The organism is Halomonas salipaludis (genome assembly GCF_002286975.1).
Taxonomy (GTDB): Bacteria; Pseudomonadota; Gammaproteobacteria; order Pseudomonadales; family Halomonadaceae; genus Franzmannia; species Franzmannia salipaludis.
In genome coordinates this window covers 588,911-603,821 of record NZ_NSKB01000002.1, presented here as the reverse complement: position 1 = coordinate 603,821, position 14,911 = coordinate 588,911, and the positions used below count along the sequence as shown (strand labels likewise).

Here is a 14,911-nt window from a genome sequence, read left to right as displayed (position 1 = left end):
GGCGAGCGCCTCACCGAGGCGGTCGACGGCAGGGAAGGCAGCGATTCAGCCGAGCACAGACAGGTCGTTACGTTGCCCCAGTGGTGTGAGTATCTCCTGCACCATGCCTCGCAGCCAGGTATGTGCCGGGTCTCTGCTCCGGCGTCGATGCCAGATCATGCTCAATTGCACGGGGGGAATGGCCATCGGAGGCGCATACAGCGCGATCCCGGCAGAGGGGCTCCGTCGTTCGGCAAGCCCACTGGGGAAGAGTGCAATCAGGTCGGTTGCCGCCACGACCTGCAGCACACCCTCGAAGACGGGAACCGACATCATCACCCGGCGGCTGCGCCCCGCCCGCGTCAGTGCATCATCGCCAAGCCCATGGAATCGGCCATCGGGTGAGCACAGGACATGGCCCAGTGAGCAGAACAGCTCCATCGGAATCATCTCGCCCGGCGCAAGACCCGCTGCGGTCAGCGCCGGATGGCCAGTGCGCGCGATCACGGTAAATTCAGCGCGAAACAGCCGCGCATGGGCGGTCCAGGCAGGAAAGTCGCGCTCCGGCAATAGCGCAAGATCCACATCCTGTCGCTCCAGTGCCTCGACATGGTGATCGGGCACCAAATCGACCAGTTGCAACCGCAATCCAGGCGCGGCGTGCTGGACGCGCGCGCCAAGCTCAGGCATCAGCATCGAGGCAAAGAAATCCGTGCCGGAAATGTGGAAGTCGAGCTGCGCCTCGGCGGGATCGAATTTTTCCGGGCCGGCAAGAACGCTTTCAAGCTCCTCCAGAGCCGCCCGGAGTGGTCCCTCCAGACTTGTTGCATAACTGGTCGGGACCAGCCCTTGCCCCTGACGGACAAATAGCGGATCGCCCAGCGCATGGCGCAACCGGCCGAGCGCCGCCGAAACAGCGGGTTGCGAAAGCGCCAGCCTGCGTCCGGCACCCACCGTCGAGCCTTCGCGCAGCAAGGCGTCCAGAACCCGAAGCAGGTTCAGATCCAAACTCGATATATTTGCCATGTAAATAACATATATACCATCAATCGATTTCACAAATTCGTAGTTCGTACACAAACTGTCTGGTAAGCACCGCACGCCACCCGCCCGTGGGTTTACGTCACTCATCGGAATGGAGGAGACACCGATGAAACATGTGTCTGTCACGCTTGCCGCCGCTGCTATTGCCGTTACCTCATCAGTGGCGGCAGATGGCCTGTCGCATCTGCCGCTGCTAGCCGACATCGTCCCGGATGCCGTTGCGATCAGTCCGCACGTGCCGCAGATGGGCACACACTGGGCCGAACCGGCGAATTTGCCGCTCGGACCGATCTATTGCGAGATCGAGGGCCGCATCGTCTGTGTCGAATACATGTTCCTGGCCAGTGAACTTGCAGACGGTGTTAACTGGAAGAAGATCCCCACCGGGATACAGACCCCGCCCCTGACCCACATCGACATGGATTACAAGCCCGATGGTGTCGGCCCGTTCCAGGAGCCGCTCTATCAGATCCATTTCTATTTCGCGGATACCGACGTGCTTGCCGCCCATTGAGGCGGCAGGGTCATGACTGCGTATATCCCTCCAGCGCGAAGGGGTTAAGAAACTGCCTGCCCCAGAGGAAGGCACGATCGACCGGGTTAAACTCGGCGTCATCGCACACGCTGTCCCAGTGGTCGCGGATCGTGGCGAGTTGATGATCGATGATCGCTTTGGCTTGCCTTTGGGTCAGGCCAAGTTGCTCTGCCGCTGCCAGGCAGTGGACAAGCTGGCTGCGCCTCTCCTGCCCGTGCAGCAACATCGCTTGCGAGGCTTCGCCGCCGGTTCGTGATTGCGGGCAAATGTCATAAGCCGGTGTCAGTCGATAGGTCTCGCCATCCCAGAAGGCGGCATGGTTGCGTGCGTGATCATCGGTATTGCCGCACAGCACGTTGAAGACGATGCGTCCGAATAACTCGCGTAGCGATTGGTCGGGCGCGTCGAACTCCGCGCGAATACGATGGGCGAGGTCCTCGTAGCTGGCATAGCGAGCCGCCATCTCATCCAGACCCAGCAGCGTGAGAGCCGAGAGCACGATCTTTCTGGACCATCCGCCAGCGACTCTCATCCTGTCGAAGCGCTCCACCAGCAGTACGTCCTTGCCCAGCGAGCGGGTCATTTCCACGGGGGCCACATCGAGCCCTATCAGCTTGGCAAGTCGCATGGCAACGAATTCCGCCTTCACCACGCTATAGAGGTCGGTACTGGATGAGAACTTGGCTACCAGCTTGCGGTTTCGGTCATTCAGCAGGGCCTTGGGTCGGGCACCGCCGATGCTGCTGCCGTGCTGGATAGCCTGCTCCAGAGCGGGGGGTAGAGGCTCTCCTGCATCGATATAGGCGGCGGCTTCCTGCAATTCCGCCAAGGTGGCGTCCTGATGCTCCCGTGGCTGGTATTCGGTGGGTGAGAGCTGGAAGTCGAGTGCGCCGATCCGATCCGACCCTGACTCAAGCAAGTACACCATCTCGTTGAAGTCGATCTTAGCGGCGCTATCGCCTGACTTGCCGGTCAGGCGGTTGATGATGACACGGCGCCCCCAGGCGTCTGGTGAGGTGTCGCGCAGGCAGGAAGGTAGCGTGCCGTCGGCCTGTTCCTGGCTACCTGGCCGCAGGGGAAGCTCGCGGGGGAAAAGGCCGATGGCGTCGTCGCGTGCGAGATAGCGTCGGCCATAGGCAAAGCGATAACGGTCCTGGTCGTCGCGCTCCACGAGACCGGCAGCGACTGGCATCGTCTGGCCGGGCAGCCAGACCCAGACATAGGCGCGTTGGCTAGAAGTCATCGTCGATGGGCTCTTGCTGCTGTCGGTTGACGCGCTTGGGCAGCAACGTCAGCCGCTCCAATTGGGTGGCGTGCTCGCGCCGTAGCGTGTCGACGCTGTCGGTGAAAAGCGAGACGCCGACCAGCGCCGCCGCTTCGAAGTAGGTACCGATAGCCACCCGGGGAGATCCTTTGGCCACTTGCCGGATCGTGACCACGCCGACGCCCACCCGCTCGGCGAGTTCGTCTCGGGTCCATCCCTTGCGTAGCCGCCCCTCCTCGATCAAGCCGGCGAACAGGCGCAACGAGAGGGAGGCTTGGGGGCAGAGAGTGACATGTCTGGTTTTCATTCCGACAGTATAGTATCGATTTGCGGCACTATCGATAATTTAATGTCACTACCGCTCACCCTGCACCAGCTGTGCCGCTTGCGCTATCAAGCTGCCCTGATTCCGCTAGCACTCAGCGCGCCAACGGGCCCTCGGCGAGCGCCTCGCCGAAGCGGCCGACGACTTGGCCTCGGCCGTTGGGAGAGCGGAGGTTATTGGCTACGCTCAGAGGACTCGCCACTACCGAGAACAACGACATGGCTCGCAGAACGCTTGGTTCCGTTTTTCTGGCAGCTGCGCTCTGCCACCCCTTCGTGGCCCTCGCGCTGCCGGACGGGGAAGGCCGGGAGACGGTCGAAGCCGTTTGTGCCGCCTGCCACGGCGTCAACCTGATTGAGCGTAGCTCAGGGTACTCCCATGCGGAGTGGGACTTTCTCGTCTCCACCATGATCGACCTGTCGGACGCTCCCGAGCAGCAGGAAGAAATCCTCGGCTACCTGGCCGAGCACTTCCCGCCCAGCGAGAACCGGGCTGCAACACCCGCCGATGGCCCGCTGAGCATCCAGTTCGAAGAGTGGAAGGTGCCCACGCTGGGGCAGCGCTCGCGCGATCCGGTCGAAGCGCCGGAAGGCAGCATCTGGTGGGTAGGGCAGTGGCTGGACATCCTCGGCCGGATCGACCCCGAGACGGGCGAGATGGAGGAATTCGAACTGCCCTCAGGCGCACGGCCCCACTCGGTCAACATCGGCCCCGACGGCGCAGCCTGGTACACCGGCAACCGCAACGCCACCATGGGCCGGTTCGACCCGCAGACGGGTGAAATCACCGAATATCCCATGCCCGATGAGTCCGCGCGCGATCCGCACACCGCCGAGTTCGCGGAAGACGGCATTCTCTGGTTCACCCTGCAGCAGAGCAACATGATCGGCCGGCTGGACCCGGAAGCCGGAGAAGTAGAGCTGGCTACCAGCCCGCGTGAAGGCTCGCGCCCTTATGGCCTGAAGATCGCTGCGGATGGCACGATATGGGTCTCATGCAACGGGGCGAACTGCCTGCTGCGCGTCGACCCCGAATCGATGAAAGTGAGCGAGATCGCCTTGCCCGAGGCCGGCACCACGGTGCGCCGGCTCGATATCGACGCAGACGGCATCATCTGGTGGGTCAATTCCGGGCTGGGCAGGCTGGGGCGTTACGACCCCGACAGCGGCAATATTCAGGAGTGGGACTCGCCCAGCGGCCCGGACTCCCACCCCTACGCCATCGCCATGTTCGACGGGGCGGTCTGGTATAACGAAAGCGGCGTGCGGCCGGACATGCTGGTGCGTTTCGAGCCTGAGGCGGAAACCTTTCAGAGCTGGCCGATTCCCTCAGGCCCGGTGCATGCCGGCATCTTGCGCCACATGCGCACCACCCTCGACGGCGAAGCCCTGCTGATCCACCAGAGCGGCACCAACCACATTGGCAGAGTGACCGTGGAGGGTAGCGATCCGAAGTAGGCGGGCCTTCAACAACGTCGCAGGAAGTGCTGTTACGCTGCTTCATCCAATTCAGATGAACATGAGCAAAAAAGGATGCTACATGAAGCAGTATGCCGTTATCGCCTACGACTACACCGACCCAGAAGCGCTGGATCGTCGCATGGCAAATCGCGAAGCGCATTTGGACGGGATTTGCCAGCTCACCGAGAGGGGGAGTTTCCTCAGCGGCGGAGCGATCCTCAATGAACAAGGCAAGATGATCGGCTCGAATGCCCACTTTCAGTTCGCCGACCGTCAGGCCTTCGATGCCTGGCTCGCCACCGAGCCTTACATGACCGGCCGCGTATGGGAGCACGTCGATATCCAAGAGGTGCGGCTGTTCGACCCGCATGTGTGATCATCTCGACACAACCCTCACTCCACCAATCGCAGCTCGAGGACATGGCGGATGCGCTTACTGTCCTATTCATAGCCGAGGTGGCGGCTTTGCCAGTCCGTTGATCCAGCGCATGGGACAAACCAGCTTTGGGTGCTAGGCTGAATTTCATAACAGTATAACGACAACGCCATACGCAAGGGATACCAAGATGGCGATGGATTCCACCGAACCCCGTATCACCCTGCACCCGCACTCCCGCCGGGTGAGCGTGGTGATCGACGGCACCGTGCTGGCCGACACCACCCGCGCCATCGAACTCCGCGAGCGCGGCTACCCGCCGCGACAGTACCTTCCCCGCGACGATGTGCGGGTGGAGCTGCTGACCAACTCCGATACCGAGACACACTGCCCTTTCAAAGGCGATGCCGCGTATTTCTCGTTTGGTGAACACCAGGACGTGGCGTGGAGTTACGAGCAGCCGGCAAAGGGGATGGAGGAAGTAGCAGGTAGGTTGGCGTTTTATGAGGAAATAGTGGAGTGACAGCTGACGACCCAAAGCGGCCTAAAGGTTCCAGTACGGTGTGGGCAATGTATGATTAGCGTGCGGGTATGTTTCTTCAGTTTCAGAGTGTTAGGCCTTATATCTGTTGGCTGTTGGCTGTTGGCTGTTGGTTGGATGCCCGTTGACTCGCCACAGGCGTTCAAGTTTAGATTAACGACGAGGGTGGTGTTATTAGCAAGAGACTTGATCTGGAAGACCAGCCTGATGTCCTAAATGGTCTAGACAGGGAATTGAATAGTCTGGGCACTCGCATGGCTCGGGAGATCCTAGATTCGCCTGCTGTTCAGATGGCGCGTGACTTTCAAGAGTCGCCGTTGATGCGCATGGCTCGGGGTTTTCAGGACTCGCCCGCTGTTCAGATGGCGCGTGACTTTCAAGAGTTGCCGTTGATGCGCATGGCTCGGGAGTTTCAAGACTCGCCCGCTGTTCAGATGGCGCGTGACTTTCAAGAGTCGCCGTTGATGCGCATGGCTCGGGAATTTCAAGACTCGCCCACTGTTCAGATGGCGCGTGATCTTCAAGAGTCGCCGTTGATGCGCATGGCTCGGGAGTATCAAGATTCGCCCGCTGTTCAGATGGCGCGTGACTTTCAAGAGTCGCCGTTGATGCGTATGGCTCGGGAGTTTCAAGGCTCGCCCGCTGTTCAGATGGCGCGTGACCTTCAAGAATCGCCGTTGATGCGCATGGCTCGGGAGTTTCATGGCTCGCCCGCTGTTCAGATGGCGCGTGACTTTCAAGACTCTCCTGTCACACGGGCGTTGAGTGGGCTGGAATTCTCCTCACTTATGGATGCACTTCCGCGGCTTACAGGGACGCCCTTCGATCCTGAACTCATCCACCAAGCTGTGGCTATCGCTCAACAGGCGGGCTACCGACAGCAGACTGGACAACAGAAAGTACCAGAAGAGCTTGCAGCCGTAGAGGCGGAGCTGAACCATTTATGCCAAGGTGGTCTTGATTTCTCCTCTCTTTCCGAAAACGGGCGCCGCGCTCTAGTTTGGCTTTTTTATTGGATAGTTTTGCCGTTCCTGATGAACATTGCGGCAACGATGGCTCTAGAACAGTACAGTGAAAGAGCGGTCGTCAGTGAAGGTGTTACTACTCCTCATGGAGCCAAGAGGCTTGCACGGTGTAAAAGTCAATTGGAGAGGGGGATATTCGCCGGGTGTCGGATAGTGACGGGTGAAGGATTGCGGCTTAGAACCGGGCCGAGCATGAAATCGCAAGTCATGACTAACCTACCACTGGGAAAAATCATAGTGGTGCTGGATTCCTCCGAGCGGGCATGGCTTCTTGTAGAAGTCGAAATTGAGGGGGATCGAGTTGAGGGGTGGGTTTCTCGTAGGTACACTACGAAATTCAGATAGTTGCTTGGCGAGCTTGGCCTTCTGGCTACTTTTGCCGGTCTACCTGAAGCTTTCCTTGATGCCATTATGTCAGTGCTCGCTGAAGGTCAGCTCCTGGCCGGCTGGAGAACTTTAGGCTATGCTGATTTTGGATGAGGTAAACTGACGACCCAAAGCCGACATGGTGGCAAAGACGGCAGGCACGTATATTCGATCATAGATTGGCAGTCTAATACCTGTAGAGGGACGAGATATGACTTCCATAGTGGGGTGGATTCTTCTTGTTTTGGGTCTTGTCGGAACGCTGATCAACGGTCCGGGATACATACGGATAAAATGGGCCGCGCGACATATGCGCCGCGAATCCAACAATGATAGCGACACTTTTACGCAGGCGATGACCCTGTAAGCGAGTATTTCGGAGGGCTACTGGCCCTGTCACTAGTGTTTGTGTCATTGGGCGCGCTCTTGGTACTTCGATAGCAAGGAGAGAACATGACAATAGTGGGCGTGATCCTAATAATTATAGGCGCAAGTTCGCTGATCCAGTCATTCCGGCAGTCCGACTCGATGAACGAGATCTTAAAGGCGGGGCGGGATCCAGCATCGCTACAATCGACAATCTGGTCGCTTAGGCTGATTGGAATCGCGGCTCTAGGTGGTGGAATATACCTTGTCGTGTAGAGCCTCTATCAAATCGCTGACGGCGACTGGGTTACGCTTCGCTCCACCCAGCACCTTGACCCTGCATTATTCGGATGGAGTAATAGAATGAAGATGATATCACTTTTTAATCACAAAGGCGGTGTAAGTAAAACAACTACTGCCTTTAATCTTGGATGGGTTCTCGCGGAACAAGGGTATAAGACACTAATTGTTGACGCCGATCCACAATGCAACTTGACGGCCTTGGTTCTCGATTATAACTCTGTAGAAGATATTGAGGAATTCTATACGGCGAACCCCGGTTGCGACCTTTCAGAAGGACTTCAACCGGTCATGTCTGGAAAATTAACCGGCCTTAAGTCAGGGAATCCAGCTCCGACACGGAATGAAAATCTATTTATTTATTGTGGCAATTTGGCTCTTTCGGAGATTGAGACACAAGTAAGTGTTGCATTAACCACCAGTGCCGCCATTCCTGCAATCAGGAATTTGCCTGGAAGTATCGGTGAGTTGCTTCGCATAACAGGGGAAGAGCATGATTTTGAATATGTAATAATCGATATGAGCCCTAGTGTTGGTGCACTTAACGAATGCCTTCTAATGTCTAGCGATTATTTCATTGTGCCAACGTCTCCCGACTTTTTCTGTGCACAAGCGATTAGATCTCTTTCCAGCGTTGTTCCTAGGTGGAACGCAGATGTGGCTCCGTTTCGGGATGGAGAGGTCGACTATAGACTTCCGGACACCCCACCTAAGTTCGTAGGCTTCATTTCTCAGAGGTATAGACCAAGAAGTGGCGCTCCGGCCAAATCTTTTCAGCGTTGGATTGACGTTATAAAAGAGACTGTGTCTCAAAAACTAATTCCAGCACTTGAGCCAATTGGCATGGCCATCAGCGAGGATGAGTTTAGGAGATATTCGGCAACGGACGAGCCATATAATCTTGCGAATGTTGCCGATTTCAACTCGCTGATCGCCCAGTCACAAAAGTATAACGTGCCTATTTTCGCACTAAGCGACGACCAGCTGGAGCAAGGCGGTGTGATTCTAGAGAACATGAAGGAAAGTCGAGATAAATTTAGGGCAGTGTTTGAGCAGATGGCCAACGAATTGCATGAAATGACAGAAAATGTATAACAAGGCCATAAACTCGGACCCCGAAAGGCTCCGCTCCTTCGTCGCTTTGCTTTTCGGGGCCGGTTATGGCTGACGTTAACCGGCACTAAACTAATCCGCTTCATGTGGCGAGGATCGACAATGCTCGAAAACTTACCAGTAGCACTCTCAAGCCTTCAGACAGCTCTTAGTCTTGGCCGCGCTATGGTCGATGTTCGCGATTCAGCCAAAGCACAAGATCAGCTGATTAAGTTCAACGAGGCAATTATCTCAGCCCAACAGAATTTAATTGAAGCGCAGCAGGAGCATCAAAAGCTGATAGATGAACTTAGGCGCGCCAGGGAAGAATGCGAAGAGCTCCGGCGGTGGGATGAGGAACGAGAGAAATATGTACTACGAGGAATTGCTCAAGGGGTCTTCGCCTATATACCGACAGCTTATTCTGGTGAACTAGTGAACGCTCAGAAATTATGCACCAATTGCTTTGATCAGTATAGAAAATCTACGCTCCAACAATTCCGCGTAGAAAAGGGCCGCCAACTCGGCCTTAGATGTCCAAACGGCTGTCCGGACTTGGTTTTCTACGACTATGAAGACGTGAAATGAGATCTTATTGGAAACAGGTGTCGTCTAAGACGTTATATCAGTCTCCACTGAACTTCCGCTCCTGGCCGTGGCCGTATAGCGACGGCCTTAAGGCAAAGCCGTCGCTGGGAGTCGCTAGACCTCTGTCTGCTCAGCCATGACCAATGCGTCATCCACCTCAATACCTAGGTATCTGACGGTACTTTCAAGCTTGGTATGACCTAAGAGAAGTTGAACGGCTCTCAGATTTTTTGTTCGCCGATAAATTAACGATGCCTTAGTGCGACGCAACGTGTGAGTTCCATAGGCCGAAGACTCCAGGCCAATAGAGGCTACCCATGACTTAACGATGCGTGCGTATTGCCGCGTGGATAAGTGCCCCGAGCTGCTCAGGCGACTTGGAAACAAGTAGTCATCGTTGCGGAGATGTGCGAGCTGCATCCACTCTTCCAAGACAGTGCGAGTTTGCTCGGCTATCTCAAATTGTACTGGTCTCATCGTTTTCTGCTGCGTGACGATGGCTCTTGAAGAGACACGATCGCCATGGGCCACATCTCGGACACGTAATTTGACCAGGTCACAGGCTCGCAGTTTGCTATCGATCGCCACCTCGAATAGCGCGAGCTCTCGTGTCTTTTCAGCAAGCTGCAGCCTGACACGAATGGCCCAAATGTCTTTGAGACGAAGTGGTTTTTTCTGACCAACCAGCTTACCTTTGTTCCAGGCCTGGTGGGTAGCGGTTGTTGATGTGTTCATGGTATGGACCTCCTCGGGTGGAATGTATAGGATGGTCCAGAACATACTCGACGTGTGCTGGATCTTGGAGTTAGCCGAAAACCCACCAAAGCGGCCAGTCCGGCATAGGCTGCATGTGCGTTCGTTCTCGTTATGCGGCACGCGCGATGATGTTAAGCATTCTAAGAGACATGCGAGTAAGCCTATGAGAAAGGAAATCCCGGCCCCAGTCATAGCCGTGCTGTCAGAGAACATGCCCGCAATCGAAACACACGCCAGCTTGGACAATCTTTTCTCGTATGCTGAAGCCCCTGGCGAGCCACCCGATGGCTCAAAGCCCGTCAAAGTGCAGGCATGGCTTCGGCGAGTCAATAAAGACTCTAAGCATCCTTTGGTTGTTTTAGGGCGGATTATTGAGGGCTACATGGAGTTGCCAGATTTGGAGGATGATACATTTTCTTGGCTTGGCACCCCTGCTGTGGATGTAAAGAAAGAGTTAAAAACCAAGCTAGAAACAATTCTTTCTCGGTGCAACCTTACGTATCTTTCGGGCGGAATAATTTCCGATGGTAGTTCTGCACCCAGTCGATCGCTGGCCGAACTGATTAAAGGGCGCGATATTCCCTCAATTGATGCAGAGTTTAATAGAGCCCTTGCCAACGTAAACTCTGAACCTAGAGAGGCCGTATCAGCCGCATGTAACATTCTTGAATCCATTTTCAAGACATATATAGCAGATGAACAGTTGGAAATGCCTCAAAAGCAGGATCTCCAAAATGTGTGGAAGATTGTACGTTCTGATCTAGGCTTTGACCCAGGAGTGCTGGAAGATCACGATCTAAAAAAGATTCTTTCTGGCTTATTGTCTGTAGTTGACGGCATTGGAGCGTTTAGGACGCATGCAAGCTCCGCTCATGGCCAAGGGCGAAAAATATATAATCTAAAGCCAAGGCACGCGCGGCTAGCTATTCACTCAGCCCATACCATAGCGTTATTTATCTTGGAGACTTGGGATGAGAGAAAAGCCAAAAAGTAATGCTAGCAATTGCTGGCATACGGGAAAAATTCAGCAGCGCTTCAATTTACCCCGTGCTGTGGGCATTAGGCCTTTAAGGAAGCTATATGAATAAATGGCATGTTGATTTTCATGGTGCCAGTTCTGGGGAGAAGATTTGTCCGGTTGCTTTGACAGAAATGATATTGGATACCGCGCTTTCTGACGGTGGCGTGCAGAGCTCCCCCGATCCCGTATCAGCCTGCTGAAGCTGACTGAACCATATGCGTAATCAGGAAATCTATTGTGAGCGCATTTGAAAGACACCAGCTGCTCTATGAGGAAATGATCTAAAACTTGTTAGAGGCCTTCATGATTATCGACGATTTTTTGAAGTTCTTGGGTCATGTGCTCGCTTATGGCGGCGGCTCTGCTGTGGTGGCCTACCTATTGTTCCAATACTTAGGGAAGACATGGATAGAAAACAAATTTGCACAGCGTTTGGACCAACTTAGACATCAACAAGCGCTTGAGCTACAAAAACTCAGGGTTGAAATCGACGCATTACTGAGTGGCGCGCTAAAGCTACAAGAAAAAGAATTCTTGGTTCTTCCAGAAGCTTGGGGAAAGCTGGACGAAGCTCATGGCCTCGTTGCATGGCTGGTTTCACCAATGCAGCAGTACGCGGACGTGGATCGCATGAATCCGGTACAGTTAGATGAATTTCTCGCGGGTACCGAATTCACAGAATCCCAAAAGGATGAAGTCCGGAACTCTCACGATAAGGGGAACACGTACCGAGGCATAATTTTCTGGCATCGCCTTCACAAAGTGAAGCAAGCCTTCGGCAACCTACAGTGCTACGTGGCAAAGAATGGAATATTTTTACCTCCGGAACTCGAAGAAAAATTCTCAAAAGTGTCAGATAAGCTGTGGTCTGCTGTTGTTTCAAAGGAGGTTGGCCACGAGGCTAAAGACTGGAAAATGCAAAACGAAGGCTGGAAAAAGATCAAAGAAGAAACCGAACCTCTCTATAAATCCATAAAAAAAGACATTCAGGCGAGGCTCCAGTTCCATGGCCGCAAACTATAGGCGTCTAACCACTGGCTTGAGCGGACGCCGGGGACAGCGCACTATGTATTCTGATGCTTCATTGGCGGGGACCGCACAGCCAGGTTGTTATATCAGAATACGCTGAAAGTCAGCTGCTGGCCGAATGGTGAATCTTAGGCTATGCTGATGCGGGTGTTGAGGCTGCTGGCGACACAAAGCGTGCATGGGGACAATTGCAGTAATCATGTTCAATGGGGTGGTATGTAACATGTACTATGATCGATTTTATGTGGCCGATTTATATGTAATTTATTCATATTTGAGTGCTTTTAGGGGAACTGCGTGCGAGCGGCATAACATTCTTGAACGCGCGTGCTTGTTAAAGTCAATAAGCGAACGCACTGTCTAATACCTGTTCGACATCAAAAAATGAAAAATTACCGCCCGACAATATTTTTAAGTTCTACCTTTAGTGATTTGGAGAATCACAGAAAAATTCTCCTGGATACTTTTCGTAAATTCCAATTGCCTTGCATTGCGATGGAAGATTTTGGTGCAAGGCCTGGTAATTCCCTTGAAGAATGTATCAAAGCGGTACAACAGGCTGATCTATTTGTTCTAATAGTAGGTACTAAATATGGGTCTTGTCCTGATGGTGATGTTTCTATCACAGAGCTTGAATATCAAGCTGCTATCATCAAAAAATTGGATGTTTATGTATACATAATTAATGAGAAAGAGCACTCGATTAAAGCTATCCACGTTGAGAACGACGAGAAAAGAGAAAAGCTAAGAAAGTTTATAGGTAAACTCTCTGATAATCATATTTATGCAAAGTTCGACTCACCTGAGGATCTTGTTGTTACTTTAAGCTCTGATATGGTCAGAGTTGTCACCGCTTATGAAGTTGAAAAAAGCATTGCAGATATGCTTGAAAAACAAAAATATACTCAACAGTCCTATGTGGCGGCAGAGTTCTCTTATGATTTGGAACAAAGCCAGTTAAAAATTGATAATGAATTCATGTCAAAAATTAGAAGTAGGAAAAAATTTTCTGAGCATATGATTGGTCTATATTTAGCAACACACATTTCAGAAGATAATTTTGAGGTTCTGAAAGGATTTGTATCATTTGAAGCCGCGACTTGGCGTTCTCTTATTTTTTTTCTTACGGATAGCGGTATTAATGAGGAGAAAATATCTCAGGAAATAATTTGCACTTTTGATTTAGACTATTTGCGCCTTTTGATTAAGCTATCTGGGGACCTTAGCCTGCAAGGTACTTTAGACTCTATCTGTATTGCAGCTCGTTCAGTTAACGGCAGCTGTCTCATGGAGATTGTCAACAAATACAGGTATATAGCTACACCGTTCTTCCAGGTTGTTTCTGATTCATTATCTAATATGAAAAATATAGATATTTTTCTATTAGAAATTCATATGGAGGAGTCCAAGAAATCAAATCATTATCAAGCATATAATGCATTTAAAAATGCAAAAAAGAAATTAAAGGTCTAATAAAGTGTTTGAAACGGATTCGCTGGAGCTCGCCGCTCAACTCTACGTTATATGAGGGCGGTCTGAATGTCAGCTTCTGGCCCAGGCTGTGTAAAAACACTAGAGCTGTCCTGAAGATGGTGCTCGTACGCAAAATCTGGAGAAACTTTGCCATGCAACCGCCTCAGAATGTGCAAGAGAGCGCCATTTCCGATCATTTTTTGACCGCCTCGAGATGCTCCAAACGTTTTCACACAGCCTGGGCCGATAGCTGCTGTGAACGACTATTTTCCCCACACGCCATTGCCGCGAGTCTCGATTGGGGGCTCTCTCTACGCCGCAATGTGTTATTACCGCAGGCTCTTCCTGAAGCTCAATTCATGGTGTCTCTAGCAATTAGGGAAGACTCGCTGAAGGCGCCAGGGAGGGGATTACTGAAAAATCTGCGACTCCAGGCAGCTGCCCACCTGTCCCAACTCTGCGTGAGCTGTTTCGCAAGCGAAACAGTTGAGAAGGCGAAAAAGCTCTCTATACCATTCCCCTCGACCCCGCACCTTCTACGATCGGTGCAACATCCTAAGCTGGCCAACAGCCCTGTTCGGCATAGTTCTATATCGGCCCCGCACGCTCAGCAGAGTCTCAGGTTCGAAAGAAGGCAGCGGGCATTTTCCGAATCAGGTCCTCGGCACGAGACAAATGCCGACGAATGGCCGCATCGGCATCACGCGAGTTCCCCGCCAGGATTTGCTCGGCAATCTCGCGATGCTCGATGACGGATTGGTTGAGGCTGTCCAGCGTCAAAGCTTGGCTCGTTTGCGACAGGATCAGCGGCAGCTGAAGCTGACGGCTGACGATGTCAAGTTGGGTATTGCCGCTCAACTCAATGATCGCCCGGTGAAACCGGGCGTTCTCATCGATATAGGCCGCCGAGGACAAACGCGGCTCGTCGCTCCAGATAGGGGCTATGGCATCTTCGAACGCCTTACGCAGGCCGGCATCGCTAATTTTTCTGGCGGCCAGGCGGGCCGCCAGCCCCTCAAGCTCCGTGCGGATCTCGAACAGCTCGATGGTCTCACGAAAGGACAACCGCCTCACCAGCGCCCCCCGGTTGGGCACGATCTCGATCAAGCCTTCCGCCGACAGCCGTCGGAAGGCTTCCCGTAGCGAACCGCGGCTAACGCCCAGCTCCCGCGTGAGATCCACTTCCACCAGCCGTTGTCCGGATGCAAAGCGACTCGTCAGGATCCCCTCCCGCAAGACATTGAAAACGCGGTCGACGGCAGTCCCCGACGACTGGGTTGAACCAGTGGGTGTTTCAGAGAGCGAAGTCATGTTCGACAAAGTAGCTGCCTCAATATGGATTGACAAGAATCAATTGATGCACGACATTGT

Annotated in this window: 15 protein-coding genes; 10 read left to right on the top strand and 5 right to left on the bottom strand. The window is 53.4% G+C overall.

The features are described from left to right. Nucleotides 1-45 precede the first annotated feature (45 nt). Nucleotides 46-1,038, bottom strand: coding sequence for a LysR family transcriptional regulator (locus CK498_RS06705; RefSeq protein WP_217987706.1), 993 nt, complete (start codon nt 1,036-1,038; stop codon nt 46-48). 91 nt (nt 1,039-1,129) lie between these two features. Here CK498_RS06705 and CK498_RS06700 point away from each other — a divergent pair, with 91 nt between their 5' ends. Then, nucleotides 1,130-1,537: a hypothetical protein gene (locus CK498_RS06700; protein ID WP_095620061.1), complete on the top strand. Its 408-nt coding sequence runs from the start codon at nt 1,130-1,132 to the stop codon at nt 1,535-1,537. 10 nt (nt 1,538-1,547) lie between these two features. On the opposite strand, the gene CK498_RS06695 is transcribed toward CK498_RS06700, so the two are convergent. Both CK498_RS06695 and CK498_RS06690 read right to left on the bottom strand, forming a co-directional pair. Next, a complete protein-coding gene (locus CK498_RS06695) occupies nt 1,548-2,801 on the bottom strand; it encodes a type II toxin-antitoxin system HipA family toxin (protein WP_095620060.1) in 1,254 nt (417 codons plus the stop codon). After that, nucleotides 2,791-3,129 (bottom strand): helix-turn-helix domain-containing protein, encoded by a 339-nt coding sequence (locus CK498_RS06690; RefSeq protein ID WP_095620059.1) that lies wholly within the window; start codon nt 3,127-3,129, stop codon nt 2,791-2,793. Before CK498_RS06690 ends, CK498_RS06695 begins: the two co-directional genes overlap by 11 nt. A gap of 236 nt (nt 3,130-3,365) precedes the next feature. On the opposite strand from CK498_RS06690, the gene CK498_RS06685 reads away from it, so the two are divergent. The 6 genes from CK498_RS06685 to CK498_RS25690 all read left to right on the top strand — a co-directional run bounded on the left by CK498_RS06685 (nt 3,366) and on the right by CK498_RS25690 (nt 9,261). Further along, nucleotides 3,366-4,604 carry a Vgb family protein gene (locus tag CK498_RS06685; RefSeq protein ID WP_217987705.1) on the top strand — a complete coding sequence of 413 codons (1,239 nt, stop codon included), beginning with the start codon at nt 3,366-3,368 and terminating at the stop codon, nt 4,602-4,604. 82 nt (nt 4,605-4,686) lie between these two features. Beyond that, the gene (locus tag CK498_RS06680) at nt 4,687-4,983 is read left to right on the top strand and encodes a YciI family protein (protein ID WP_095620058.1); all 297 of its coding nucleotides are present in this window, start codon (nt 4,687-4,689) and stop codon (nt 4,981-4,983) included. 190 nt (nt 4,984-5,173) lie between these two features. Next, nucleotides 5,174-5,506 (top strand): DUF427 domain-containing protein, encoded by a 333-nt coding sequence (locus tag CK498_RS06675; protein ID WP_217987704.1) that lies wholly within the window; start codon nt 5,174-5,176, stop codon nt 5,504-5,506. Nucleotides 5,507-5,778: 272 nt separating this feature from the next. Beyond that, nucleotides 5,779-6,894, top strand: coding sequence for an SH3 domain-containing protein (locus CK498_RS06670; RefSeq protein ID WP_095620057.1), 1,116 nt, complete (start codon nt 5,779-5,781; stop codon nt 6,892-6,894). Between the two features lie 750 nt (nt 6,895-7,644). Then, nucleotides 7,645-8,676 (top strand): ParA family protein, encoded by a 1,032-nt coding sequence (locus tag CK498_RS06660; protein WP_095620055.1) that lies wholly within the window; start codon nt 7,645-7,647, stop codon nt 8,674-8,676. Between the two features lie 120 nt (nt 8,677-8,796). Beyond that, nucleotides 8,797-9,261, top strand: coding sequence for a hypothetical protein (locus CK498_RS25690; protein WP_141246920.1), 465 nt, complete (start codon nt 8,797-8,799; stop codon nt 9,259-9,261). 114 nt (nt 9,262-9,375) lie between these two features. Here CK498_RS25690 and CK498_RS06655 read toward each other — a convergent pair whose 3' ends face one another. After that, nucleotides 9,376-9,996, bottom strand: coding sequence for a tyrosine-type recombinase/integrase (locus tag CK498_RS06655; RefSeq protein ID WP_095620054.1), 621 nt, complete (start codon nt 9,994-9,996; stop codon nt 9,376-9,378). A gap of 184 nt (nt 9,997-10,180) precedes the next feature. Here CK498_RS06655 and CK498_RS06650 point away from each other — a divergent pair, with 184 nt between their 5' ends. From CK498_RS06650 to CK498_RS06640, 3 genes are all read left to right on the top strand, one after another. Then, the gene (locus CK498_RS06650; protein WP_095620266.1) at nt 10,181-11,011 is read left to right on the top strand and encodes an abortive infection family protein; all 831 of its coding nucleotides are present in this window, start codon (nt 10,181-10,183) and stop codon (nt 11,009-11,011) included. Between the two features lie 330 nt (nt 11,012-11,341). After that, nucleotides 11,342-12,061 carry a hypothetical protein gene (locus CK498_RS06645; RefSeq protein ID WP_141246919.1) on the top strand — a complete coding sequence of 240 codons (720 nt, stop codon included), beginning with the start codon at nt 11,342-11,344 and terminating at the stop codon, nt 12,059-12,061. Nucleotides 12,062-12,451: 390 nt separating this feature from the next. After that, complete coding sequence (locus CK498_RS06640) at nt 12,452-13,540, top strand: DUF4062 domain-containing protein (protein ID WP_095620052.1); 1,089 nt, start codon at nt 12,452-12,454, stop codon at nt 13,538-13,540. Nucleotides 13,541-14,158: 618 nt separating this feature from the next. Here the strand turns inward: CK498_RS06640 and CK498_RS06635 are convergent. Further along, a complete protein-coding gene (locus tag CK498_RS06635; protein ID WP_095620051.1) occupies nt 14,159-14,851 on the bottom strand; it encodes a GntR family transcriptional regulator in 693 nt (230 codons plus the stop codon). Nucleotides 14,852-14,911: the final 60 nt, after the last annotated feature.

What these genes read in the sequence shown, in the direction of transcription:
- CK498_RS06670 (WP_095620057.1), top strand. Translation starts at nt 5,779, where the DNA reads ATGGCTCGGGAGATCCTAGATTCGCCTGCTGTTCAGATGGCGCGTGAC.
- CK498_RS06675 (WP_217987704.1), top strand. Translation starts at nt 5,174, where the DNA reads ATGGCGATGGATTCCACCGAACCCCGTATCACCCTGCACCCGCACTCC.
- CK498_RS06650 (WP_095620266.1), top strand. Translation starts at nt 10,181, where the DNA reads ATGAGAAAGGAAATCCCGGCCCCAGTCATAGCCGTGCTGTCAGAGAAC.
- CK498_RS06695 (WP_095620060.1), bottom strand. Translation starts at nt 2,801, where the DNA reads ATGACTTCTAGCCAACGCGCCTATGTCTGGGTCTGGCTGCCCGGCCAG.
- CK498_RS06700 (WP_095620061.1), top strand. Translation starts at nt 1,130, where the DNA reads ATGAAACATGTGTCTGTCACGCTTGCCGCCGCTGCTATTGCCGTTACC.
- CK498_RS06690 (WP_095620059.1), bottom strand. Translation starts at nt 3,129, where the DNA reads ATGAAAACCAGACATGTCACTCTCTGCCCCCAAGCCTCCCTCTCGTTG.
- CK498_RS06660 (WP_095620055.1), top strand. Translation starts at nt 7,645, where the DNA reads ATGAAGATGATATCACTTTTTAATCACAAAGGCGGTGTAAGTAAAACA.
- CK498_RS25690 (WP_141246920.1), top strand. Translation starts at nt 8,797, where the DNA reads ATGCTCGAAAACTTACCAGTAGCACTCTCAAGCCTTCAGACAGCTCTT.
- CK498_RS06645 (WP_141246919.1), top strand. Translation starts at nt 11,342, where the DNA reads ATGATTATCGACGATTTTTTGAAGTTCTTGGGTCATGTGCTCGCTTAT.
- CK498_RS06655 (WP_095620054.1), bottom strand. Translation starts at nt 9,996, where the DNA reads ATGAACACATCAACAACCGCTACCCACCAGGCCTGGAACAAAGGTAAG.
- CK498_RS06685 (WP_217987705.1), top strand. Translation starts at nt 3,366, where the DNA reads ATGGCTCGCAGAACGCTTGGTTCCGTTTTTCTGGCAGCTGCGCTCTGC.
- CK498_RS06680 (WP_095620058.1), top strand. Translation starts at nt 4,687, where the DNA reads ATGAAGCAGTATGCCGTTATCGCCTACGACTACACCGACCCAGAAGCG.
- CK498_RS06635 (WP_095620051.1), bottom strand. Translation starts at nt 14,851, where the DNA reads ATGACTTCGCTCTCTGAAACACCCACTGGTTCAACCCAGTCGTCGGGG.
- CK498_RS06640 (WP_095620052.1), top strand. Translation starts at nt 12,452, where the DNA reads ATGAAAAATTACCGCCCGACAATATTTTTAAGTTCTACCTTTAGTGAT.